17 protein-coding genes are annotated in these 22,868 nt (G+C 70.8%); 5 read left to right on the forward strand and 12 right to left on the reverse strand.

The features are described from left to right. Positions 1 to 15 precede the first annotated feature (15 nt). The gene (locus ACY34K_RS08430; RefSeq protein ID WP_462745427.1) at positions 16 to 1,035 is read left to right on the forward strand and encodes an NADP-dependent oxidoreductase; all 1,020 of its coding nucleotides are present in this window, start codon (positions 16 to 18) and stop codon (positions 1,033 to 1,035) included. Positions 1,036 to 1,100: 65 nt separating this feature from the next. Continuing rightward, the gene (locus ACY34K_RS08435) at positions 1,101 to 1,523 is read left to right on the forward strand and encodes an organic hydroperoxide resistance protein (RefSeq protein WP_462745428.1); all 423 of its coding nucleotides are present in this window, start codon (positions 1,101 to 1,103) and stop codon (positions 1,521 to 1,523) included. Positions 1,524 to 1,564: 41 nt separating this feature from the next. Here the strand turns inward: ACY34K_RS08435 and ACY34K_RS08440 are convergent, their stop codons facing one another. Further along, on the reverse strand, positions 1,565 to 4,072 hold the full coding sequence (locus ACY34K_RS08440; protein WP_462745429.1) for a M14 family zinc carboxypeptidase: 2,508 nt from the start codon (positions 4,070 to 4,072) through the stop codon (positions 1,565 to 1,567). Positions 4,073 to 4,164: 92 nt separating this feature from the next. On the opposite strand from ACY34K_RS08440, the gene ACY34K_RS08445 reads away from it, so the two are divergent. Next, the gene (locus ACY34K_RS08445; protein WP_462745430.1) at positions 4,165 to 4,995 is read left to right on the forward strand and encodes an EI24 domain-containing protein; all 831 of its coding nucleotides are present in this window, start codon (positions 4,165 to 4,167) and stop codon (positions 4,993 to 4,995) included. Between the two features lie 78 nt (positions 4,996 to 5,073). Here the strand turns inward: ACY34K_RS08445 and ACY34K_RS08450 are convergent, their stop codons facing one another. From ACY34K_RS08450 to ACY34K_RS08465, 4 genes are all read right to left on the reverse strand, one after another. Further along, on the reverse strand, positions 5,074 to 6,639 hold the full coding sequence (locus ACY34K_RS08450) for a phospholipase D-like domain-containing protein (protein ID WP_462745432.1): 1,566 nt from the start codon (positions 6,637 to 6,639) through the stop codon (positions 5,074 to 5,076). Continuing rightward, positions 6,636 to 10,403 (reverse strand): AAA domain-containing protein, encoded by a 3,768-nt coding sequence (locus tag ACY34K_RS08455; protein ID WP_462745433.1) that lies wholly within the window; start codon positions 10,401 to 10,403, stop codon positions 6,636 to 6,638. The genes ACY34K_RS08450 and ACY34K_RS08455 overlap by 4 nt, the downstream gene beginning before the upstream one ends. A gap of 109 nt (positions 10,404 to 10,512) precedes the next feature. After that, a complete protein-coding gene (locus ACY34K_RS08460) occupies positions 10,513 to 11,751 on the reverse strand; it encodes a pyroglutamyl-peptidase I (RefSeq protein WP_462745435.1) in 1,239 nt (412 codons plus the stop codon). Positions 11,752 to 11,810: 59 nt separating this feature from the next. Continuing rightward, positions 11,811 to 12,374: a TetR/AcrR family transcriptional regulator gene (locus ACY34K_RS08465; RefSeq protein ID WP_462745436.1), complete on the reverse strand. Its 564-nt coding sequence runs from the start codon at positions 12,372 to 12,374 to the stop codon at positions 11,811 to 11,813. 119 nt (positions 12,375 to 12,493) lie between these two features. Between ACY34K_RS08465 and ACY34K_RS08470 the strand changes: the two genes are divergently transcribed. After that, positions 12,494 to 14,965 carry a beta-glucosidase gene (locus tag ACY34K_RS08470; RefSeq protein ID WP_462745437.1) on the forward strand — a complete coding sequence of 824 codons (2,472 nt, stop codon included), beginning with the start codon at positions 12,494 to 12,496 and terminating at the stop codon, positions 14,963 to 14,965. 74 nt (positions 14,966 to 15,039) lie between these two features. Here the strand turns inward: ACY34K_RS08470 and ACY34K_RS08475 are convergent, their stop codons facing one another. After that, positions 15,040 to 15,999, reverse strand: coding sequence for an aldose epimerase family protein (locus ACY34K_RS08475; protein WP_462745438.1), 960 nt, complete (start codon positions 15,997 to 15,999; stop codon positions 15,040 to 15,042). Positions 16,000 to 16,010: 11 nt separating this feature from the next. After that, positions 16,011 to 16,907: an SGNH/GDSL hydrolase family protein gene (locus tag ACY34K_RS08480; protein WP_462745439.1), complete on the reverse strand. Its 897-nt coding sequence runs from the start codon at positions 16,905 to 16,907 to the stop codon at positions 16,011 to 16,013. Positions 16,908 to 17,157: 250 nt separating this feature from the next. Here ACY34K_RS08480 and ACY34K_RS08485 point away from each other — a divergent pair, with 250 nt between their 5' ends. Beyond that, on the forward strand, positions 17,158 to 17,652 hold the full coding sequence (locus ACY34K_RS08485; RefSeq protein ID WP_462745440.1) for a DUF3145 domain-containing protein: 495 nt from the start codon (positions 17,158 to 17,160) through the stop codon (positions 17,650 to 17,652). Positions 17,653 to 17,960: 308 nt separating this feature from the next. Here ACY34K_RS08485 and fabF read toward each other — a convergent pair whose 3' ends face one another. The 5 genes from fabF to ACY34K_RS08510 all read right to left on the reverse strand — a co-directional run bounded on the left by fabF (position 17,961) and on the right by ACY34K_RS08510 (position 22,859). After that, positions 17,961 to 19,223, reverse strand: a complete 1,263-nt coding sequence (gene fabF / locus ACY34K_RS08490) for a beta-ketoacyl-ACP synthase II (RefSeq protein WP_462745441.1) — start codon at positions 19,221 to 19,223, stop codon at positions 17,961 to 17,963. Between the two features lie 64 nt (positions 19,224 to 19,287). Then, complete coding sequence (locus tag ACY34K_RS08495) at positions 19,288 to 19,536, reverse strand: acyl carrier protein (protein ID WP_462745442.1); 249 nt, start codon at positions 19,534 to 19,536, stop codon at positions 19,288 to 19,290. Between the two features lie 80 nt (positions 19,537 to 19,616). After that, positions 19,617 to 20,618, reverse strand: a complete 1,002-nt coding sequence (locus tag ACY34K_RS08500) for a beta-ketoacyl-ACP synthase 3 (protein WP_462745443.1) — start codon at positions 20,616 to 20,618, stop codon at positions 19,617 to 19,619. A gap of 16 nt (positions 20,619 to 20,634) precedes the next feature. Beyond that, entirely contained in the window at positions 20,635 to 21,585 is a 951-nt protein-coding gene (locus tag ACY34K_RS08505) for an ACP S-malonyltransferase (RefSeq protein ID WP_462745444.1), read from the reverse strand. Positions 21,586 to 21,674: 89 nt separating this feature from the next. After that, entirely contained in the window at positions 21,675 to 22,859 is a 1,185-nt protein-coding gene (locus ACY34K_RS08510; protein WP_462745445.1) for a PucR family transcriptional regulator, read from the reverse strand. Between the last annotated feature and the right edge of the window lie 9 nt (positions 22,860 to 22,868).

The following is a 22,868-nucleotide window of genomic DNA, read 5'->3' on the forward strand; positions in this document are numbered from 1 at the left end:
TTTGGAGGCACCACAATGTCTGCTCTTCCCGCGTCCGGCCGTGAATGGCACCTCGTCGCCCGTCCCCACGGCTGGCCGAAGCCCGAGGACTTCGCACTCCGTGAGGCCCCGGTCACCGCGCCGGGCGAGGGGCGTGTCCTCGTCCGCAACCTGCACTTCTCGGTCGACCCCTACATGCGGGGCCGGATGAACGACGTGAAGTCGTACGTGCCTCCCTTCAAGCTGGACCACCCGATGGAGGGCGGCGCGGTGGGCGAGGTGATCGCCTCCGAGGCGGAGGGCTTCGCGGTGGGCGACCATGTGCTGCACGGGCTGGGCTGGCGCGAGTACGCCGAGGTCGGCGCCAGGCACGCGGTGAAGGTGGATGCCTCCGTGGCGCCCCTCTCCGCCTACCTGGGTGTGCTGGGCATGACCGGGCTGACCGCGTACGCGGGCCTCTTCGACGTCGCCTCCTTCAAGGAGGGTGACGTGGTCTTCGTGTCCGGCGCCGCGGGCGCCGTCGGCAGCCAGGTCGGCCAGATGGCCCGGCTCAAGGGCGCCTCCCGGGTCATCGGCTCGGCCGGCTCGGACGAGAAGGTCAAGCTGCTGGTCGAGGAGTACGGCTTCGACGCGGCCTTCAACTACAAGAGCGGCCCGGTCGCCCGGCAGCTGAGGGAGGCGGCGCCCGACGGCATCGACGTGTACTTCGACAACGTCGGCGGCGACCACCTGGAGGCCGCGATCTCGTCGTTCAACGTCGGTGGCCGCGCCACCATCTGCGGCATGATCGCCCAGTACAACGACACCGAGCCGGCGCCCGGTCCGCGCAACCTCGCGCTGATCATCGGCAAGCGGCTGCGCCTGCAGGGCATGCTGGTGAACGACCACGCCGCCCTTCAGCCGCGGTTCGTCAGGGAAGTGGCGGGCTGGCTGGCCGCAGGGGAGCTGAAGTACAACGAGACCGTGGTCGAGGGCATGGAGAACGGCGTCGACGCCTTCCTCGGTCTGCTCCGGGGCGACAACACCGGGAAGATGATCGTTTCGCTCACCCGTTAGGCTCACCTCCAGGCCGTCGCGATCGTGGGCGCGAGTCGCGGCGCATCACAGGAGGAAACCTCTTCATGTCGATCCAGCAGTCCGACGTCCTGTACACCGCCGTCGCCACGGCCGAGAACGGCCGGGACGGCCGCGTCGCCACCGACGACGGCAAGCTCGACGTCGTCGTCAACCCGCCCAAGGAGATGGGCGGCTCCGGCGAGGGCACCAACCCCGAGCAGCTGTTCGCCGCCGGGTACAGCGCCTGCTTCCAGGGCGCGCTCGGCGTGGTCGCCCGCCAGGAGGGCGCCGACATCTCCGGCTCGACGGTCACCGCCGAGGTCGGCATCGGCAAGAACGCCGAGGGCTTCGGCATCATCGTCCGCATCTCCGCGAAGATCCCGAACGTGAGCGCCGCCACGGCCCGGGAGCTCGTCGAGAAGGCCCACCAGGTGTGCCCGTACTCCAAGGCCACCCGCGGCAACATCACGGTCGAACTGGCCGTCTGAGCGGACGAGGGCCGCACCCCGCGCGGGGTGCGGCCCTCTGCTCACTTCAGCAGCGCCCGGCCCACCTGGGCGAACAGTCCCTTCGGATGGTCGCGGAAGAGCGGCTGCGTGCCGAAGAGGACCACGGACGCGCCGCCGGCGGTGCCGCTGACGACGGACGGCTTGCCTGCCGCGTCCGAGGGGCCGCCCTTTCCGTCGTCGCCCGGACGCCAGTGGCCCGACGCGAGCGGGCCGCCGGCGGCGTACTTCTGGTCGACCCGGACTCCGGCGCCGAGGCCGGTGAACCACAGCGGCGCGTAGACGAAGGTGTGCGGCGGGGCGCCGCCCGTGACCGCACCACCCGCGTTGGTCACCCGCACCACACCGTTCGCGTCGCCGTTGCCCGCGACGGGCTTCGCCGGAAGCAGGCCCGCCGCCGTGTTGAACGCGGCCCCCTCCGCCCCGACGCCGACCACATCGACGCCGCTCGCGTGGAAGGCCTTCTTCGCGGCCGGTGTCAGGTCGCCGTAGTCCAGTCCGGCCGATACATAGAGCACGTCCGCCCGGGCCCAGTCGAAGCCCCCGTTGAGCACGGCCGTCGACACGGGCAGCACCTCGAAGCCCATCTCGCGCAGCGCGAACCGCTCACCGGCGGTCAGCGCCGCCGCCACCCGCGTACGGTGCAGCGGCGCGACGCCCCGCTCCCGGGTCGCCTCGAACCGCACCCCGAGCCGGTCGGCGAGCACTCCGGCCACACCCCGCACCGTGCCGGGCACCAGTGCCGAGCCGTCGGCGCTCCTGCGCACCCCGATGCCCTGCGCGAGCAGGGCGTTGACCGCCGCGATGTCCTTGGGGTCCCGCAGCCGCAGCTTCAGATCGCCCCGCGGGGCGACCCCGCCGGCCGGCGCCGCCGCGGTGACCTGCCGGCCCGGGGCGTGCAGCGGGCCGGTGCCGACCTTCTCGACGGTGGCGCCCCAGAGAAGACCGAGACTCCAGCCCGAGATGTCGTACATGGTCGATACATCCGCGCTGATGTCGCGGCCCTCCGCCAGGATGGCGTTGGCGAGCCCCCGCTTGGGCTGGCGCATGTCGACGACGTACGAACCGGCCGGGTAGGTCCGCCCCGCCGCCCGGAAGGACGTGCTCGCCCGGCGGACCCGGACGTCATTGGCGACCAGGTGGTCCACCAGCCGGGCCGCCGCCGTCGCGGAACGCTGGCTCCGGCCCGCCGGGATCACGTACGCGCGCGGGAAGGTCGTGGTGTACACGTCCTCCGGCCCGATACCCGGCACGCCCGGCACGGTCTTCTCCGACACCGGCCGCTGGGCCTCGCCGGCCGCACCCCGCCGAAACGTTTCGATCTGGTCGGCGATCAGGGAGGCGCGGTGCCTGCGGGTGTGGTCGAGGGTCGCGCGCATGGCGGCTCCCGCGATGTCCGTGTTGACGGCGGCGCGCCGGCGCAGCTCGGCGACCGGCAGCGAGTCGTACTCCGAGTTGTTCACGGCCATCGGGAACTCGACGGTGTGCGCGGCGACCGCCCCCTGGAACGGCATGTACTGCGGGGTGAAGATCGGCGGCCAGTCGTCCCAGCCCTCCTGCTCGTCCCGGAAGGGGATGACGGCCGGCTCGACGCCGTCCTTCCCGGGGGTGTAGCCGAGGCTGTTGACGGCCTTCTCCATGCCGAGCGCGTTCGCGTAGGCGTTCTTCAGGAAGAGGTCGTACTCGTAGTTCTCGCCGTGCGGCGGGGTCGTCGGCTCGATCAGCGTGCCGTTGACGTACCCGTGCAGGTCCAGCATCACGGCCGGCTGCTTGTCGATGGCGATCCGGCGGATCGCGAGGGCCTCGGGCTGCGAACCCGTGATGAAGTCCCGGTTGAGGTCGAAGCCGTTGCCGTTGGCGCGGGTGCCCGCGATGCGCCCGTCCGGGTTGGCCGTGACGTTGAGGTACACGCGGGTGGTGCGCAGCAGCTCGGCGGTCGCCCGGTCCTTCGCCGTCGCCAGCCGCTCGATGAGCCTCAGGGCGGCGTCGGTGCCTTCCCACTCGTTGCCGTGGATGTTGTTGTTGATGAAGACGGGGGTCTTGTACGCGGCCTTGACGCGGCGGTCCTTGGCGGCGGCAGCGGGCGCGTTCTCGATGAGCTCGCGCATCCGTTCCTGCTCGCGGGCCTGTCCGGCGCTCTCCGGCGCGGTGACGGTGACGAGGTACAGCTCGTGCCCGGCGGCCGAGTGGCCGGCGACCTCGACGCTCACCCGGTCGCCGAGCCGCTGCAGCTCGTTCAGTTGGGGCGCCAGCCCGTGGTAGGGGGTGAGCCCCAGCTTGATGGACTTGTCGGCCGGGTCGGCGGGCGGGACGTCGAGGACGGTACGGCGCGGGTAGCCGGTGTCCTTGTCGAGCTCCACGGCCGGAGCGGTCCGCGCGGCGGGCAGGGGGAAGCGCGCTTGTTCCTCGCCCCGTTCCCGCACCGGGCGGGGCTCGTCGTGGCCGGGGGCGGCCGCGGCGGGGAGCGGCGGCAGGAGCAGAACGGCACCGGTGACGGCGGTCGTGATCAGTAATGGTCTGGGTATCGCCATGCGTATGGACCTCCGAAGGTGATCAGCAATGATCAGTAGGCAGGGTCTACCGTGTTCGCGGGACGGGAACAAGAGGCCGATACAGTGACCCCATGCGTGATCTCGGGGTGGGCTTCGGCTATCTGATGAAGGGCCAGCGGTGGGTCGGCCGGCACGGCCGGTGGTTCGGTTTCGGGCTGCTGCCCGGCCTGGTCGCCCTGGTGCTCTACGGCGGCGCGCTGGTCGGTCTGGCGTTCGGCGCCGACGACCTGACCGCGTGGGCCACGCCTTTCGCGGACGACTGGTCCTCGCCCTGGCAGGGTCTCTTCCGCGGCTTCCTGACCGCTCTGGTCTTCGTCTTCGGCCTGTTCCTCGCCGTGATCACCTTCACGGCGGTGACGCTGCTGGTCGGCCAGCCCTTCTACGAGTCGCTCTCCGAGGAGGTCGACCGCACCGAGGGCGGCGACGTCCCCGAGTCGGGGCTGCCGCTCTGGCGCGAGCTGTTGATCTCCGCCCGGGACAGCCTGTGGGTGCTGCTTCGCGTCGCGTTCTACGGGGTGCTCCTCTTCGCGTGCGGCTTCATCCCGGTCGTCGGCCAGACGCTCGTCCCCGCGATCGGCTTCTGCGTCTCCGGGTTCTTCCTCGCCCAGGAGCTCACCTCGGTGGCGCTCCAGCGGCGCGGCATCGAACTGAAGGAGCGCCTGGCGCTGCTGCGCGGCCGCCGCATGATGACCCTGGGCTTCGGCGTGCCGCTGACCCTGGCCTTCCTGGTGCCGTTCCTCGCGGTCTTCCTGATGCCGGGCGCGGTGGCGGGCGCGACGCTGATGGCCCGCGATCTTGTGGGGCAGCCGGAGCCGCGGCAGCCGCAGTATCCACCGACGGCCCCGGCCCCGTCGGTGTACTCCATGGACAAGCAGGGGCGGCCGGGCGCACCAGGGATCTGATCGCCGCGCCCGCCCCGTCCCAGGTGCCCCAGCGGGAAGATCCCGCTGGGGCATCCGGCGTACCGCAGCCCACTTTCGTCACCCCATGGGAGCGTGTGCGGGGTCGCGGTCCCAGGAAGGTCCGTTGACCTGCACGGCGATGGCGCCGTCCGGTACCGGCCTCTCATTTTCCGGCGTCCGGGCATAGGCGCGGACAACGTGCCCCGTCGGGGCCGTATCCACGTCGAGCAGGGCACAGTTGCCGTCCAGGACGATGCGCACGGTGTTCGTGTTCTCCGTCACGTCGTCGGCGAACGGAGTCTGCCGCGCACTGGTCGCGGCGGCTTCGCCCCACTGTGAGGCCAGGTGCCGCCAGCGGTCGGCGGCCGAGTGGACCTCTCCCGGCAGCGCCGACCACCAGCCGGCCGCGGCACGGGCCACGTGAGCAGCGGCTCGGGCGTCGGACAGCAGGAGGGCCTCGGATTCCCGCGTTTCGGGCTCGGAGCGGTGGAGCAGCGGAGGTCCGCCGATCAGCGCGGTGACCTGGTGCGGGTCTCCCGTGCCCAGGCCTCCGTCGGTGATGACGACCTGGCTCACGATGCTTGCGGGGCGGTCGTTGAACCTCAGTCTTCGCGTAGGGCCCGATGCCGTGGCGGCGGCGATGCGCACCAACTGGGCACGACCGCCCCCTTTCAGCCCGGGCGAATCCTCGTCCTCGACGCCCCACAGCAGGTCGACGGCCACCCCACGACGGACTGCGGCGCTGAGTGCCTGCTCCCACTCGGTCACCACCGCCCCGTTCACGGCCGGAGCCGTGATCAGGACCGACGACTGGGCGGACTCGATGGCCCGCAGTACTGTTTCGCGGTACTCCCGCTCCGTGGTGAGCAGCCTCGCCCCACCCGGACAGAGCGGCAGCGCGGGAGGCTCCGACCGTGTTCCGCGGGACTGCTGCGGGAGCAGGGACCGGACGTCGGTGGCCGGGACATCGCCCTCCAGGTCCTCCGCCCGCTGCTCCGCCTCCCGCAGCAGGACATCGGTCAACAGGGGTTCCCAGGTTCGGGGGAGCCCGGTGACGATCCGGTCCTCCAGGTCCACGTGCACCGGCACGAACTCATTGTTCCGCGTCCACATGCTGGGTTCGCCGACCCAACGGATCCACTCGTCGGGCCTGTGGCGCAGCAGGCCCTGTGCCTGGCCGATGGACACGCTGTTGCGCGGATTACGCACCCGCATCGTCGACCTTTCGAACCGTTCACGCCCCAGCACGCGCCTCAAGTCGTCCTTCTTGCGGACGTTCAGCCCGGCTTGCGCTTCCCGCTCGACCAGTCCGCAGACCCGTTCCATGTACAGGCTCGCATGCGCCTTCCGTACGACCTGGGTCTGTGGCCGCCGGCCGGAGGTCACGGACTCGGCGCCCTGCTCGGTGATGACCAGCCCCTCGCCCGTTGCCATGGCGGCCCAACCGGCTCGGACGAGGGTCACGACGCTCTCGATGAGCAGTCGGTCGTGCACGGCGAAGGTCTCCCGCAACCGGGTGAGAGTCACCGGCTGGGACGCCTCGGCGATCATCCGGCACACCAGTACCTCGAGCTCGGAGTACGGTCGGCCGGCCCCCACCTCGTAGGGCACGCTGAACCGGCTCACCGGCACCAGAAGGATCATCGTCGTGCCCCCGAGTGACGGCCGCCGAGGACCTCGCCCACCGTCGGCTCCTGGTAGGAGGTGAGATCGGCGGGCAGGCGGAGCACACGCTTCTCCGACTCGCCCGACCACGCCTCCAGGTGTGTCAGGACCCGTTTCCAGTGCCACAGTTCGCGCTCCTGTTGGTCGATCTCAATCAGCGCTGTTTGATGCTGGAAGAAATCCCACGAGCCGACGAGTACGAGCAGCCGCTCCGCACGCGAGAGCAATACGTTCAACCGGGCCGCGTCCCTGAGGAAGCCCATGCTCTGACCGCGGTTCTCGGTGGCGTCCCGGTTGTTGCGCACGAGGCTGACCGCGATGATGTCCGACTGGTCTCCCTGGAACGAGTCGACGGTGAAGAAGCCCGTCAGTGTGGACCGGTCGGAGCGCTGCCGTTTCCGCTCGGCGAACTGCACTCCACGCGGCAGTCGAGTGCCGCGCAGCGTGCGCTGGAGGTAACCGACTTGCTGGCTGTAGGGCGACAGGACGCTCAGGCTCAGTTCCTTGTCGAGAACCGCACCCTGCGCGACTCCCAGCTGTTCGATGAAGGCGCGCAGTGCGTGGGCCTCCGCCGGATTGATGTAGCGAGGGACCCGCCTGCCGCTGGCGGACGAGCCCCATTCCCCGGCGTGCTGTCCGGCATCGCTCCATGGGGTGTCGATCCACACGATGGCCTTGCCGCCGATCCCGGAGGGCTCGACGAAGGGATGGGTCACACGCGGGAGCGGCTGGCCTTCCGGCCCTCTCGTCGAGCCACGCAGGGAGCCTCCGTAGTAGGCGTCGGAGATCAAATCCCCGATGTCCGGATGCATCCGGTGTTGCACCGACAGCATTCCGGCCGCTGCCGCTTGCCCGGGGAGATGGCCGGTCATGATGCGTTTGGCCTTGCTGCGTCCCCCCAGGGCGTAGCCGCAATTGTCGAAGATGGTCTCGAAGACCTTCAGCCAGTCCTTGCAGTACGCCGTGAATTCCTCACGCTCGGTCTCGTCCCAGTCCCGCCATGTCCTGATGAAGTCACGGTCCAACAGTCGCGCGGCGTTGTCGGGCAGTGCACTGAGGCTCTCGACCACCTGGTCCAGACGATCCACAGCATCGAAGTAGTTCTTGTCGCGGTACGGAGGGAGCTGCTTGTGGTCGCCGATGAGCAGCCAGCGGTGCCCCGCCTGGAGGGGGAGGGCGAGGTCGAAGCCGTGTACCTTGCCGGACTCCTCGACGATGGACCAGTCGAAGCTCAGCTCCGCGGACAGGCCCTCCAGCTCACCGGCGTTGGTGGTGCAGAAGGTCAGGCTCGCGCCGCGTTTCACCAGCTTGCGGAAGTCCGGAAGAGAGGCTCCGTGCTGCTGGGTGCTCAGCTCGGCCAGCATGGCACGGCAGGCGGTCAGCCAGGAGTCCTGGATCGGTGACCGCTGGGGGAGCCGTTCGAGCCTTGCCACCGCGCCCGTGAGGATTTTGCGGACGACCTGGTCCACGGAGCCTTCGGGCGGTGTGTCGTCGTTGGTCCGCTTGTGGCCCAGCCGCACGGCCAGCGGCTTTCGGTCGTCGGGTACGCCGCTGAATGCCTCGTCCGTGACCTTCGACCAGAGCACGTCCACCGCGCCGTGCGCCTGAGCGGTGACGAGGATCTGAGCCACCGGGTCTTCCTGCAGGATCTGCCGCAACAACCACGCGACTGTGGTGGTCTTCCCCGTACCGGGTGGCCCCTGGAGCGCGTAGATGGGCCGCACGCGCAGGACGTCCTGGATGACGGCCTGTTTGCTGTCGTCGACCTTCTTGCCGTCGAGCCGGACCGGAAGCTCGGCCTCTCCGGTATCCATGAAGATCTCGCCGGGGTTGGCCAGGCTGCGCAGCAGGTACGTGTGGTTGTGGAGTTGGTCGATGGCCTCCTTGCGCCGCTTGATGGCCCGGATCTGGCCTTCCATGCCGCTGCTGCGCAGGAGTCCGTACTCCGGCACGGGTACGGAGTTGAGTCCGACTTCCGTCCGCACGAGCTGGGCCTGGCGGCGCCCGACGTCCACGCGCGTCACCGACCACACGGATGAGATCCCGGCCGGCGGGGTGGCCAGCGAATCGTGTTGCAGTCCCGTGAGCATGACGAGATCGGCATCGATTTTGGTGGTGTTCTCCCGCTCGCGCTGAAGGTACTCGGCCATGCCGCCATCCACTTGCAGCAGCCGCATGACCGGGCGGGACCGTTCCATCTCCTCGATGGTGATCTCTTCCTTGCCGTCCGGGGTGACGGACTGGTCGATCACTCGGTAGGCGAAGAGTTCGGCATCACGGAAGAGGAGTTCGATCTGATTGGTGACCCGTACGAAGTCGCAGAATTTCTTCAGCTCCTTCCGTTGCTCGGCTGCCTCGTCGTGCCGTGGGAGCCGGCGTTCCCAACTTGTCGCTGTCAGGAGCAGCGTCGGTTCTGTGGCCCGAATGTTCTGCAGAATGTTGAGGACGGTGATGCTGCCCTGGGGAAACGCCGTGACGCCGTCTTCCGAAGCGCCGCGCAGTTCACCGACGCCCAGGCAGCGCGCCCGTTTCCAACTCGGCTCGGTTTCGCCGGCGCCATGGTCCGCATAAGGGCCGATCTTGAGCTGGAGCATGTTCCCCACCAGAATGAGGAAGTTCTGGTTGCGGACCGTGTACAGGCGGGCGCCCTGTTCGTTGAGATCCCGCTGGATGAATCGCACCAGAGAAGCCGCGTGTTCCGCATCGCGCCAGTTGAACATCGCCGTGGATTTCAGCCCCAGCTCTTCCCTGAGACCGGCGTCCAGGGCGGCGTCGACGAGTGCTGTGTTCTTCGGGTCGACCATGAGGAGATGGCGTTCCTCCGCGGTGGTGAGACCCGCGGGGCGGCCCAGCCGGTTGCTGATGTCCTCAATGCACGCGGCGATGTCCTCGTGACGGGTCAGCCGGTCCTGCGGGGACGGCGCGATCAGTCGTAGCAGCAGGTCCCGCTCCGCGTCGGTCAGGAGCGACTTGGCCTTCTCGACCTTGCTGAGGACCTGACTGTGCCGCGCCTGCGGAGTGGGCGCGTTCCGGTTGAGGTGCTCCAGGGGCAACAGGCACCTGGCTGCCAGCATGCCCAGGCCGAACCAGTCACCGTCGGGGCCGTAGACGCGCCCGCTGCCGACGGCCTCCGGGGGCGTCCCCCAGTGCGGTTCGGCGCCCCGGATCGTTCCGGTTCCCAGGCGCATGCTCCATTCGAAGCCTCCCAGCCGAAGCGACTCGGCTCCTTCGACGGGGTCCAGGAAGACGTTCTCGGCCGACACCCCGGTGTGCAGTACCTGTTGTTCGTGGAGAAGGTGCAGTCCCTCGACCAGGTTCTGGAGCCCCTTCCATAAGTCCTTGCGAGCGTCCGCGTTTTCCGGAGCCAGCCACGGATGCGCCTCCCGGTTGTCGGCGAGTTCGGTGGCGAGACACGCGTACCCCGGCGCCTCGAGAACCATGACAAGGAGGTTGTTCTCCTTGTCCACACCTGCTTCCGTGAGGACGAGCAGTGAATTCTCGGCGCCGGGGGAACTGCAGGCCCGGTAAAGCGTGCGCAGCTCGGCGTCCCAGAGTGCCCGATTGACGTCCAGTGCGTCGGGGTCGTCCTTGTTGTAGGGCCACGCCTTCAGCAGATAAGGGCGGCTCTCGCCAATGGCGAACCAGGTCTGCACGCCGGCTTGTTCTTTCGCGTCACCCCGGACGATCGGTTTGATGAGCTCGTAGCGACTGTGCAGAATCCGGTCGCCGGTCTTCAACCCCATGTACACCCCCACGCGCATGAGTTGCCGAGAAGGCCTGAGCGTACTGGAGCGACTGGGTACCGGTTCGGGGTTCGGGAAAGATGGATCTCAAGGGTGAAGGCCGTCGGCGTCAGCCCGCCGCCACCGCGATGATCGTCCTGACCTGGGCGGTGATCGCCGCCCGTTCGCGCAGGAAGTCGGGGTCCGTCACCGCGTCCGTGTTGCCCGCGCCGAACCGCAGGACGGGTGTGTGCACATGGCCCCCCGGCAGTTCCGTCAGGCCGAGGCGGTCGCGCAGCAGCGTCGCGCGGTAGGCGATCTCGTTGGAGAGGTAGTCCCCGCCGCCGCCCGCGCGGGCCGCCGAGCCGGGGGTCGGGCCGTCGGGCCGGACCACCGGGCCCGTGCCGCCGGCCGGGACCTCGGTCACCGACGTGTTGTCGTACACCGGGAAGCCTCCCGTGTCCGCCGCGACGATCTCCCGGTGGGGGAGCGTCGTGGTGGTCCACTGCGGCTGGGTCGCCGGGTCGCCCACCGGCACCCCGCCCGTCACGGAGAGGTTCTCGTTGTCGGGGAAGCCGCCCCGCCACGCCCCGTTGTACCGCTCGATGTCGAAGCGGCCCACCCGGCCCTGGCTCACCGTCGTGAAGGCGTCCAGCCGGGACAGGTGCGGGCGCAGGGTGCGTTCGACGGTGCCGTCGGCGAAGTCCTGCCAGCGCACCGGGAAGACGGCGGTCTCCACACGGGCGAGCCGGCCGTCCGCGGTGCGGATCAGCGTGCCGTCCAGCGCCAGCGCCGCCGCGCCCGACGGATTGCTGATGCGGATGTCCCGGTCCAGCGTGAACGGGTCGAAGCCGGTCATCAGGACCCGCTTGACCCCCTTGCCGGACGGGTGGCGGATCGTGTCCTGTCCCCGGGAGGTGACCTCCAGCCGGTCCAGCAGACGGGCCCGTTCGTCACCGGTGAGAGCGAAGCGGGGCTGCCAGGAGCGCAGCTCGCGGGTCATGCCGAGCCGGGACCAGTACAGCGGGCGGTCGTCGTCGCGGGCCAGATCCCCGCCGGCCGGCCCACGGCCCTGTGCCCGGTCCACGGCCCGCTGCCACAGCCGTGACCCGTGCCGTACGACGGCCCGCTCGGCCGCGGTGTACGACCGTGCGTCCGACAGCGCGGCCGCGAACTCCGGTGCCACGCCGTCGAATCCGCTGCGGCGCAGGATCTCCCGCGGCACCGCCTTGTCGAGGCGGGCCTCCTCGACCGTGGGGGAGAGGGGCGGGGCCGGAGCGGCCGAGGCGGGGGTCACCGCCGGCAGCCCCAGGATGCCCAGGGTGAGTGCGGCGAGGGTGGCGCCGATGGCCGTGCGTAAACGTGACACGGGAGTCCTTCCGTCGGATGCGGGGTGCCGGAAGTATCCCGGCACACCCGTAACTCCCGCTACCGCGCCCCCAGTAGCCTCATGAAGTCACGGAACGCGGCGGGCATGTCGACCGCCTCCGGATCCAGCAGCCACTGGTACTGCAGCCCGTCCATCACCGCCGTCAGCAGCGGCGCGGCCTGCTCGGGCGTGAGGCCGCCCGGCAGCCGCTCGCCGAACTCCGCGCGCAGCACCTTGGCCATCTCGCCGCGCACCTGCGTGTACCGGTGGGTGAAGAACTGCCGGGCCGGGTGCCCCTCCGTCACGCTCTCGCCGAGCAGCGCGGAGAAGGTCTGCACGATGCCGGGGCGCATGGCGTTGTACTCGACGAGCGCGTCGAGCAGGTCCAGACGCCAGCCCTCCCGGGTGCCGCCGGTGTCCCACTGGTCCCGCTCCTCCAGGACCGCGACGAGCAGGGCCTCCTTGGTCGGGAAGTAGTGCAGCAGGCCCTGCTGGGTGAGGCCGACGCGCTCGGCCACCGCCCCCAGCGACGCGCCCCGGTAGCCGCGTTCGGCGATCACTTCGAGGGTCGCGCGCAGGATCTCCGCGCGCCGCTCCTCGCTCCTGGCCCTGGCCGCTGCCATCTCCCTCGTCCCTCCGTCCCCGCGGTTCCGCCACAGGTCCCGCGGGACAGGACCGTACGTCATCCTGTAAGTCACGAAAGGATAACGACGCCTACCGAGGTACAGGCGCTGGGTCCACCATGGGCGGCACCCCCGCTCCATGCCGACGAGGAGGCACGACGGTGACCGACGACGCCCGCCGCGAACAGGCCGTGGAAGCGGCACTCGGCAAGCTCGGCCCGGACAGCAAGGCCCGGCTGCTCGCGGGCCAGGACATGTGGTCCCTCCCGGCCCTCCCCGAGATCGGACTCCGGTCGCTCGTCATGTCCGACGGACCCATCGGGGTGCGCGGCGTCCGCTGGACCGTCGACGACCCGTCCGTCGCCCTGCCGTCCCCGACCGCCCTCGCCGCCACCTGGGACCCCGCGCTCGCCCGCCGCGCCGGCCGCCTCCTCGCCCAGGAGGCCCGCCGCAAAGGTGTCCACGTCCTGCTCGCACCGACCGTCAACCTGCACCGCTCACCCCTGGGCGGCCGTCACTTCGAGGCGTACAGCGAGGACCCCCACCTCACCGGAGAGATCGGCACCGGCTATGTCCTCGGCGTCCAGGACGGCGGCGTCGGCACCACGGTCAAGCACTTCGTCGCCAACGACGCCGAGACCGACCGCTTCACCGTCGACAACCGGATCGCCGCCCGGCCGCTGCGCGAGCTCTACCTCGCCCCCTTCGAGACGATCGTCAAGAACGCCCACCCCTGGGGCATCATGACCGCCTACAACCAGGTCAACGGCACGTCGATGACCGAACACCGGTACCTGGTCAACGAGGTGCTGCGCGGCGAGTGGGGCTTCGACGGGTTCAACGTCTCCGACTGGATGGCCGCCCGCTCCACCAGGGGCGCACTCGAAGGCGGCCTCGACGTCGCCATGCCCGGACCCCGGACCGTGTACGGCGAGGCGCTCGCGGCGGCCGTCCGCCGCGGCGAGGTCGAGGAGGCGGCCGTCGACGACGCCGTGCGCAACGTGCTGCGGCTCGCCGCTCGCGCCGGCGCCCTGGAAGGCGCCGAACCCGTCGTCACCGAGCCGCCGGAAACGATCGACGGCGACGCGCTCGCCCGGGAGATCGCCCGCCGCGGCTTCGTCCTCCTGCGCAACGAGGACGGGGCCCTGCCCCTCGCCCGGGGGCACACCGTCGCCCTGCTCGGCGCCGCGGCCCGCGACGCCCGCGTCCTCGGCGGCGGCTCCGCCCAGGTCTTCCCCGCCCACACCGTCTCGCCGCTCGACGGCCTCACCGCCGCCCTCCCCGAGGGCGCCCTGACCTACGCGGCCGGCGCCGACCCGAGCGACGAACTCGCCCCCGCCGGCCAGGGCTTCGCGCTCCACGCGGTGTGCCGCGACCTGGCCGGCAAGGTCATCGGCGAGGGCTCGTTGCCGAGCGGGCAGGTCCAGTGGATCGGTGACGACCTGCCGTCCGGCGTCACGCACGAGACACTCGCGAGCATCGAGATCAAGGGCACCTTCACGCCCCGCGAGAGCGGCGAACACTCCTTCGGCACCCGCGGCCTCGGCGCCTTCACCCTCACCGTCGACGGGCGGGTGCTCTACGACGGCGTCCAGGAGATGGGCGACGAGACCGACCCGTTCGAGGCGTTCTTCGGCGCCCCCACCGAGCGCGGCAGGGCCGACCTCACCGAGGGAGTCCCCGTCGAGGTGTCCCTGCTCCACCCGCTCGACCGGGAGTACGCCGCCCCCCTGCCGGGCGTCATGTTCTCCTTCGTCCACCTCGGCCCGCGCCGGGACCCCGACGAACTGATCGCCGAGGCGGTCCGGGCGGCCCGCGCCGCCGACACCGCGATCGTCGTGGTCGCCACCACGGAACGCGTCGAGTCCGAGGGCTTCGACCGCACCGACCTGAGGCTCCCCGGCCGGCAGGACGACCTGGTCGCCGCCGTCGCCGCGGCCAACCCGAACACGGTCGTGGTGGTCAACGCGGGCTCGCCGGTCGAGATGCCCTGGCGCGACGACGTCGCCGCCGTACTGCTCAGCTGGTTCCCCGGCCAGGAGGGCGGCGCCGCGCTCGCCGACGTCCTGCTCGGCACCGAGGAGCCCGGCGGCCGGCTGCCCACCACCTGGCCGGCCGCCCTCGCCGACGCGCCGGTGTCCGAGGTCGCCCCCACCCGCGGGGAACTGCGCTACGAAGAGGGCCTCTTCATCGGCTACCGCGCCTGGGACCGAGCCCGGGCCGCGCCCGCGTACCCCTTCGGCCACGGCCTCGGCTACACCACCTGGGCGTACGAGTCCCTGCGGGCCACCCCCACCGGTGCCACCGTCCGCGTCCGCAACACCGGCACGCGCCCCGGCCGCGAGGTCGTCCAGCTCTACCTCGCCCCCGTGGACGACCCGGTGGAGCGCCCGGTGCGCTGGCTCGCCGGCTTCGCGGGCGCCGAGGCGGCGCCGGGCGAGTACGCCGAGGTCGAGATCACCCTGCCGCGCCGGGCATTCGAGATCTGGGACGAGCGGGCGGGGGAGTGGATCTTCGTCTCCGGGGCATACGACATTCAGGTGGGCGGCTCGCTCACGGACCGCCGGCTGAGTGCGACCCTGGAGGTATGAGCCTCCTCCCGGACGGGTCCCGGGGCGGTACCTGACAACCGCCCCGGGGCTCCCGGACCCCGGGCCGGAACCGGCTACGACCGGTCCGCGCCGCGCAGCCCGAACGCGTACACCGTCTCCGAGGTGTAGACCTCGCCCGGCCGCAGCACCGTGCTCGGGAAGTGCGGCCGGTTCGGCGAGTCCGGGAAGTGCTGCGTCTCCAGCGCGACGCCGGTCAGCCCGTCCGCCGCGTACACCTGGAGTCCCGGCTCGGTCGTCGAGACCGTCACCAGCCGCCCCGTCACCGGCGAGTACAGCTCGGCCGCCGGGCCACCGCCGAGCGCCTCGCCGTCCAGGACGAAGTTGTGGTCCAGCCCGGTGCCGACCGGACGGGACTCCCGGAAGTCCAGCCGGGTGCCGTCGACCGGCGCGATCTCCCCGGTCGGGACCGCCGCCCCGTCCAGCGGCGTGAAGTGCCCCGCCGCCAGCCGCAGCTCATGGGCGCCGCCGAGGTCCCAGTACGTGTGGTTGGTCAGGTTCACCACCGTCGGCGCGTTCGTCACCGCCCGGTACGCGATCCGCAGCGCTCCCCCGGCGTCCAGGGTGTACGTCGCCGAGACCTCCAGCCGCCCCGGGAAGCCCTCTTCGCCGTCGGGCGAGACCCGCGAGAGCCGGACCCCGCCCTCGGTCTCCTCGGCGGTCCACACCCGCTTGTCGAAGCCGCGCTCGCCGCCGTGCAGGCTGTTCGGCCCGCTGTTGAGCGCGAGTCGGAAGCGACGCCCGTCCAGCGTGAAGCGGCCACCCGCGATGCGATTCGCGTACCGCCCCACCAATGCCCCGTAGTACGGCTCCGGATGAGCCGTGTAACCGGTGAGCGAGTCGAAGCCCATGACGACATTCGCCCCCGCGCCGTCCCGGTCCGGCACCTCCACCGACTGCACGACGCCGCCGTACGTCAGCACGCGTACCCGCGTGTCACCCCGCTCCAGCAGCCAGCGGTGAACCACCGAACCGCCGGCCGTCCGGCCCCATTCCTCAGCCCTCACCACGCTCATGACCGGCGAGCCTACGCGGGCGGGAACTCCGCCGTGACGTTGCGGTACGCGATCTCCGCCAGCCGCTCCTGCCCGTCGAGGCTGGGGTGGAACCAGTCCCAGGGGCTCAACTGCGCACCGGTGAACCGGTAGTCGAAGACCGCGCCGCCGTCGTACCGGCAGCGCGCGTCCTTCGCACAGACGTCCTTCAGAACCTTGTTGTAGGCCACGACCCGCTCGTACACCGTCGCGCGCCGCGCCTCGGCGGCCGGTCCCAGGTCGTCGGCGTCGGCGAGCATCGAGCGGCAGATACCGAGCTTCCAGATCTGCTTGCCCAGCGCGTTGCCCCGGCCCGTGGACCACAGCCGCTTCAGGTCCGGCACGCTCGAGACGTACACCTGCGTCCTGGGCGCCGTCTTCCGCAGCTGCCGCAGGGACGCCTCGAAGGAGGCCCGGAAGTCGGCCACCGGCGTCATCAGTTCCGTGCTGTCCCGGCAGGCGTCGTTGGCGCCCACCATCACCGTCACCAGCTCCGGCTTCCGGCCGGCCGCCCGGGCCATCTGTTCGGGCAGTTCCGCCATGCGTGCACCCGACCGGGCGAAGTTCCAGCTCCGCGCGGACACGGCGGGCGCGCCGAGCAGCCGCACTGCGAGGCTTTTCACCCGTGTGTCGGTACCCGTCGCCCACGACACCTCCGGGCAGTCGGCCAGCAGCACGCACGCGTCGAATCCCCGGGTGATGGAGTCACCCACGGCGGCCACCGAGGACGGGCTGCGGTCCCACAGGGGTGTACGCGTGGGAGAGGGGCGCGGCGACGCGCCCGGGCCGCTCGTGGTGGAGGCCTCACACCCGGTCAGCGTGCCGATGGCCAGCAGAAACGCCGCGGCAAGAGCGCGTGTTCGTATCCGGCTGTGTCGGCTTTCGGGCATCCCCCGCCCCTTCTCTCGGCGTCCTGGCGAGTGAAAGCTTGGTGTCGACGGCCCCTGGGACCGACCGTACGTCATCCCAATGTCCCCGCCGCACGGTAGCTTTTCCCCGTCGAACCAGAGGCGCCATCGCCAACCGGCTCCGGTAAATTACATCACGTCACATGCTGTCCCTTTTGTGGAGTTTTACTCCCGATGCTGTTTACTGAGGCCGCTGGGAAAAGGCGAACCTCGTCCCACACTGGAGGTCCCGGTGACGACACGTGGAGTTCTGTACGTACACTCCGCACCGCGCGCGCTGTGTCCGCACGTCGAATGGGCGGTGGCGGGAGTGCTCGGTGCGAGGGTCCAGCTCGACTGGATCCGGCAGCCGGCTTCACCGGGCACATGGAGAGCGGAGTTCTCCTGGCAGGGCGAACCGGGCACCGCCTCCAAACTGGCGTCGGCGCTGCGCGGCTGGCAGATGCTCCGCTTCGAGGTCACCGCCGAACCGTGCCCCACCGCCGAGGGCGAGCGCTACAGCGCCACGCCGGAACTGGGCATCTACCACGCCGTCACCGGCATCCACGGCGACATCCTCGTCCCCGAGGACCGGCTGCGCGCCGCACTGGCCCGCTCCGCCCAGGGCGAGACCGACCTGGAGGCGGAGATCGCCAAGCTGCTGGGCAAGCCGTGGGACGACGAGCTGGAGCCTTTTCGGTACGCGGGCGAGGGCGCGCCGGTCCGCTGGCTGCACCAAGTGGTCTGACCCTCCCGACCCGGAACGCCGAAAAGGCCCCCACCAAGCGGTGGGGGCCTCGTCGTGCCGGACCCCGGCGCCGCCCGGACGTCACGCGACACCCGGCTGGTGCGGAAACCCGGACGGTGCGGACGCGCGTACCACGGTGCGACCGCCGAGCCGAAGCCGAAGCAAAAGCTGTTGGTCTCTTCTTCGTGCGCCCCTCGCGGTGTTCGGCCCCTCGGGGCTTCGCAGGCTTCGGAGCACCGTGCCGGACTCCGTCCGGCACGGTGGCTGCGGGCCGCTCCGCCGGAGCGGCCCCGCCTCACGGGGGTGGCTCAGACGGTGCGGAACGCGAGCACCACGTTGTGGCCGCCGAAGCCGAAGCTGTTGTTGATCGCGGCGATCGTGCCCTCGGGAAGCTTCCGGGGCTCGTCGCGGACGATGTCGGCGTCGACGTCCTCGTCCAGGTCGTAGACGTTGATCGTCGGAGGGGCCGTGCGGTGGTGGAGGGCCAGGACCGTCGCGACGGTCTCGATACCGCCCGCGCCGCCCAGCAGATGACCCGTCATCGACTTGGTCGCCGAGATCGCGACGTGCTCCAGCTCGTCGCCCAGGACCTTGCGCAGCGCCTTCACCTCGGCGACGTCGCCCTGCGGCGTGGACGTCGCGTGCGCGTTGAGGTGCACGACCTCCGACGGCTTCAGGTCCGTCGCGTCGAGCAGGTTCTGCAGCGCGGTGGCGATACCGCGGCCCGTCGGCTCGGGCTGCGCGATGTGGTGGCTGTCGGCCGACAGGCCCTGACCCAGCACCTCGCAGTAGACCCGGGCGCCACGCGCGGCGGCGTGCTCGGCCGACTCCAGGATGACGACACCGGCGCCCTCGCCGAGGACGAAGCCGTCACGCGCCTTGTCGTACGGACGCGAGGCCTTCTCGGGCTCGTCGTTGTTCTTGGACATCGCCATCATGTTGGCGAACGCGGCGACCGGCAGCGGGTGGATCGCCGCCTCGGTGCCGCCCGCCACGACCACGTCGGCGCGGCCGGTGCGGATCATCTCGACGGCGTACCCGATCGCCTCGGCACCCGACGCACAGGCCGACACGGGGGTGTGCACGCCCGCCTGGGCGTTCACCTCCAGGCCGACGTTGGCGGACGGGCTGTTGGGCATCAGCATCGGCACGGTGTGCGGGGAGACACGGCGTACGCCCTTCTCCTTCAGCACGTCGTACTGGTCGAGCAGGGTGATCACGCCACCGATGCCGGACGCGATGACCGAACCGAGCCGCTCCGGCCGGACTTTCGCGTCCTCGCCGGCGGGCGCGGTGAAGCCCGCGTCCGCCCAGGCCTCGCGGGCCGCGATCAGCGCGAACTGCGCCGAGCGGTCCAGCTTGCGGGCCAGCGGACGGGGCAGGACCTCGCCCGGGTCGACGGCCGCGGGGGCCGCGATACGGACGGGCATGTCGGCGAAACGCTCGCCTTCGAGGGGCTTGACGCCGGAACGTCCCGCCAGAAGACCTTCCCAGGTCGAGGCGGAGTCGCCACCCAGCGGTGTGGTTGCGCCGATACCGGTGACGACCACGGTGCGATTGGTCGAGCTCACAGGAATTCTTTCTCCAGGTATGAGGTATGCGGAATGCGGCGCCACCGCCGGGTGGCGATCCGGATCAGGCCTGGTGCTTCAGGATGTAGTCGGCAGCGTCGCCGACCGTCTTGAGGTTCTTGACGTCCTCGTCCGGGATCTTGACGTCGAAGCGCTCTTCGGCGGCGACGACGACCTCGACCATGGACAGCGAGTCGACGTCCAGGTCGTCGGTGAAGGACTTGTCCAGCTGGACGTCCTCGACCGGGATGCCGGCGATCTCGTTGACGATGTCGGCGAGACCCTCGACGATCTCTTCCTGCGTGGCGGCCATGTGGCGCTCCTTCGGTGTGTTTCTCAGAGGTGTTTCTCAGAGGATGTGAGGCTGGTCGTCCGGAAAGATCCGAACGGTGCCTAGGGGAGGGTAACGACCGTCGCGGCGTAGACGAGACCCGCCCCGAAGCCGATGACGAGCGCGGTGTCACCGCTCTTCGCCTGTCCGGTCGCCAGCAGCCGCTCCATCGCGAGCGGAATCGAGGCGGCCGAGGTGTTGCCGGTGGTCTCCACGTCCCGGGCGACCGTGACGTGCTCCGGCAGCTTCAGCGTCTTCACCATCGAGTCGATGATCCGCATGTTCGCCTGGTGCGGGATGAAGACGTCCAGGTCGGCCGCGCTGATGCCGGCGGCGTCGAGCGCCTGCTGGGCGACCTTCGCCATCTCGAAGACGGCCCAGCGGAACACCGCCTGGCCCTCCTGCGTGATGGCGGGGAACTTCTCGACCGTGCCGTCGCGGTAGTCCGTCCACGCCACGGTCTGCTTGATCGTCTCGGACTTGTCGCCCTCGGAGCCCCACACGGTCGGGCCGATCCGCGGCTCCTTCGACGGGCCGACGACGACCGCGCCCGCGCCGTCACCGAACAGGAAGGCCGTCGCGCGGTCCTCCAGGTCGGTCAGGTCGCTGAGCCGCTCCACGCCGATGACGAGCACGTACTCCGCCGAGCCCTCGACGACCATGCCCTTGGCGAGCGTGAGGCCGTAGCCGAAGCCGGCGCAGCCCGCCGAGATGTCGAACGCGGCCGGCTTGTTCGCGCCGATCTTGTCCGCGATCTCGGTGGCGACGGCGGGGGTCTGCTTGAAGTGCGAGACGGTGGAGACGATCACGCCGCCGATCTGCTCGGGGGTGATCCCGGCGTCGGCGATGGCCTTGCCGGCCGCCTCGACCGACATCGCGGTCACGGTCTCCTCGGGGGAGGCCCAGTGGCGGGTGGCGATGCCGGAGCGGGAGCGGATCCACTCGTCGGACGAGTCGATCGTCTCGAGGATCACCTCGTTCGGCACGACACGGGTCGGACGGTAGCCGCCGACACCCAGGATGCGCGCGTACGGGGCGCCCTGACTGGGCCTGATCTTCGACATGCTCTACGGCTCCTTGTCAGGCGGCGGGCTGCGCGTGCTCGGCGATGAGCGCGCGCGCCGCGTCCAGGTCGTCGGGTGTCTTCAGGGCGAGCGTCGTGACACCCGGGAGCGCGCGCTTGGCGATACCGGTCAGGGTGCCGCCCGGGCACACCTCGACGAGAGCGGTCGCACCGAGCCGCTGGAACGTTTCCATGCACAGGTCCCACCGGACGGGGTTGGCGACCTGGCCGACCAGCCGGGCGATGACGTCGGCGCCGGTGGCGACCGTCTGCCCGTCCTTGTTCGATACGTACGTGACGGCCGGGTCGGCGACGGAGGCCAGCTCGGCGGCGGCCTTCTCGAGCGTCTCGACCGCGGGCGCCATGTGGTGCGTGTGGAACGCGCCGGCGACCTTGAGCGCCACGACGCGGCGGACGCCCTCGGGCTTGTCCGCCTCCAGGGCGGCGAGCTGTTCCATGGTGCCGGCGGCGACGATCTGGCCCGCGCCGTTCACGTTCGCCGGGGTCAGGCCCAGCTTCTCGAGGTGCGGCACGGTGATCTCGGGATCGCCGCCGAGCAGCGCCGACATACCGGTCTCGGTGATCTTGGCGGCCTCGGCCATCGCGAGCCCGCGCGTCCGGACGAACCGGAGCGCGGCGGTGTCGTCGAGGACACCCGCGAAGGAGGCTGCGGTGATCTCGCCGACGCTGTGGCCGGCGACGGCGCCGGGGGTGCCCGCCGCGTCAGCGGCGGATGCCCCGATACCGAGGGCGGACGCGGAGAGCAGTCCGGCCGCGACCAGCAGGGGCTGCGCCACCGCCGTGTCGCGGATCGCGTCCTCGTCGGCCTTGGTGCCGTAGTGGACGAGGTCGAGCTCGATGGCCTCGGACCACGCGGCGACGCGGTCGGCGGCACCGGGGAGATCGAGCCAGGGAGTCAGGAAGCCGGGCGTCTGAGCGCCTTGGCCGGGAGCGACGAGTACGAGCACCCTCACACTCTCTCTTGTGGACGGCTCCCGCCGCCCGTGGGGACAGGGACGAAGAACCGTCGGGGGAATTGTTGGTGTCCGACAAAAGTCTAGGACTGCGTATCTCCGTCGGCCAGACGCCCCAGAATCAGCGCGATCCGCAGCGTGAACGCGGAACGAACATCGGAAGGTGACCATCCGGTGACATCTGTCACACGTCGCAGCCGGTAGCGCACGGTGTTGGGGTGGACGAAGAGCATCCGCGCGGCCCCTTCGAGGCTGCTCGCCTGCTCCAGATAGACACTCAGCGTCTCCAGGAGCGCGGAGCCCGCTTCCTCCAGTGGTCTGTAGATCTCCTCCACCAACTGCTCGCGCGCGGAAGGGTCGGAGGCGATCGCGCGCTCCGGCAGGAGATCGTCCGCCAGCACCGGCCTGGGCGCGTCCTGCCAGGCCGAGCACGCCTTGAGGCCCGCGGCGGCCGCCTGCGCGGACCGGGTCGCCGCCAGCAGGTCCGGCACGATCGGCCCGGCCACGACGGGGCCCGCGGCGTACGGCCCGATCAGCGCCTTCGCGACCGCGAGCGGGTTGTCGCTGCCGCCGGCGATGACCACCAGCCGGTCTCCCAGCACCCCGGTGAGGACCTGCAGCTTGGCGTGGCGGGCGGCCCGCCGGATCGCCTCGACCGTCAGCTCGCTGTCCCCGTCGGGTGCTGTGCCGAGGATCACGCAGACGTGCTCGGGAGAGTTCCAGCCGAGCGCGGCGGCCCGGGACACCGCTCCCTCGTCGGCCTCGCCCGACAGCACCGCGTTCACCACCAGCGACTCCAGCCGGGCGTCCCAGGCGCCGCGCGCCTCGGCGGCCTGCGCGTACACCTGGGCGGTCGCGAAGGCGATCTCCCGGGCGTACACCAGCAGCGCCTCGCGGAGCACCGATTCGTCGCCGGGAGCGGCGACCTCCTCGATCGCCGATTCCATGACCTCGATCGTGGTGCGGACCATCTCGACGGTCTGGCGCAGGGTGATCGCCCGGGTCAGCTCGCGCGGGGCGGTGCCGAACACATCGGTGGAGATCGCCTGCGGCGTCTCGGGACGGCGGAACCACTCGGTGAAGGCCGCGATGCCGGCCTGGGCGACCAGCCCGATCCAGGACCGGTTCTCCGGCGGCATCGCCCGGTACCAGGGCAGCGTCTCGTCCATGCGGGCAATGGCGCTCGCGGCGAGCCGCCCGGAGGACTGCTCCAGGCGCTTCAGGGTGGCGGCATGGCGGTGGGCGTCGTTCGCTGCTGGTTCAGGCACGGGGACAAG

Source organism: Streptomyces sp. STAM6, assembly GCF_054963715.1.

What these genes read in the sequence shown, in the direction of transcription:
- ACY34K_RS08430 (WP_462745427.1), top strand. Translation starts at nt 16, where the DNA reads ATGTCTGCTCTTCCCGCGTCCGGCCGTGAATGGCACCTCGTCGCCCGT.
- ACY34K_RS08435 (WP_462745428.1), top strand. Translation starts at nt 1,101, where the DNA reads ATGTCGATCCAGCAGTCCGACGTCCTGTACACCGCCGTCGCCACGGCC.
- ACY34K_RS08440 (WP_462745429.1), bottom strand. Translation starts at nt 4,072, where the DNA reads ATGGCGATACCCAGACCATTACTGATCACGACCGCCGTCACCGGTGCC.
- ACY34K_RS08445 (WP_462745430.1), top strand. Translation starts at nt 4,165, where the DNA reads ATGCGTGATCTCGGGGTGGGCTTCGGCTATCTGATGAAGGGCCAGCGG.
- ACY34K_RS08450 (WP_462745432.1), bottom strand. Translation starts at nt 6,639, where the DNA reads ATGATCCTTCTGGTGCCGGTGAGCCGGTTCAGCGTGCCCTACGAGGTG.
- ACY34K_RS08455 (WP_462745433.1), bottom strand. Translation starts at nt 10,403, where the DNA reads ATGGGGTTGAAGACCGGCGACCGGATTCTGCACAGTCGCTACGAGCTC.
- ACY34K_RS08465 (WP_462745436.1), bottom strand. Translation starts at nt 12,374, where the DNA reads ATGGCAGCGGCCAGGGCCAGGAGCGAGGAGCGGCGCGCGGAGATCCTG.
- ACY34K_RS08470 (WP_462745437.1), top strand. Translation starts at nt 12,494, where the DNA reads ATGGGCGGCACCCCCGCTCCATGCCGACGAGGAGGCACGACGGTGACC.
- ACY34K_RS08475 (WP_462745438.1), bottom strand. Translation starts at nt 15,999, where the DNA reads ATGAGCGTGGTGAGGGCTGAGGAATGGGGCCGGACGGCCGGCGGTTCG.
- ACY34K_RS08480 (WP_462745439.1), bottom strand. Translation starts at nt 16,907, where the DNA reads ATGCCCGAAAGCCGACACAGCCGGATACGAACACGCGCTCTTGCCGCG.
- ACY34K_RS08495 (WP_462745442.1), bottom strand. Translation starts at nt 19,536, where the DNA reads ATGGCCGCCACGCAGGAAGAGATCGTCGAGGGTCTCGCCGACATCGTC.
- ACY34K_RS08500 (WP_462745443.1), bottom strand. Translation starts at nt 20,618, where the DNA reads ATGTCGAAGATCAGGCCCAGTCAGGGCGCCCCGTACGCGCGCATCCTG.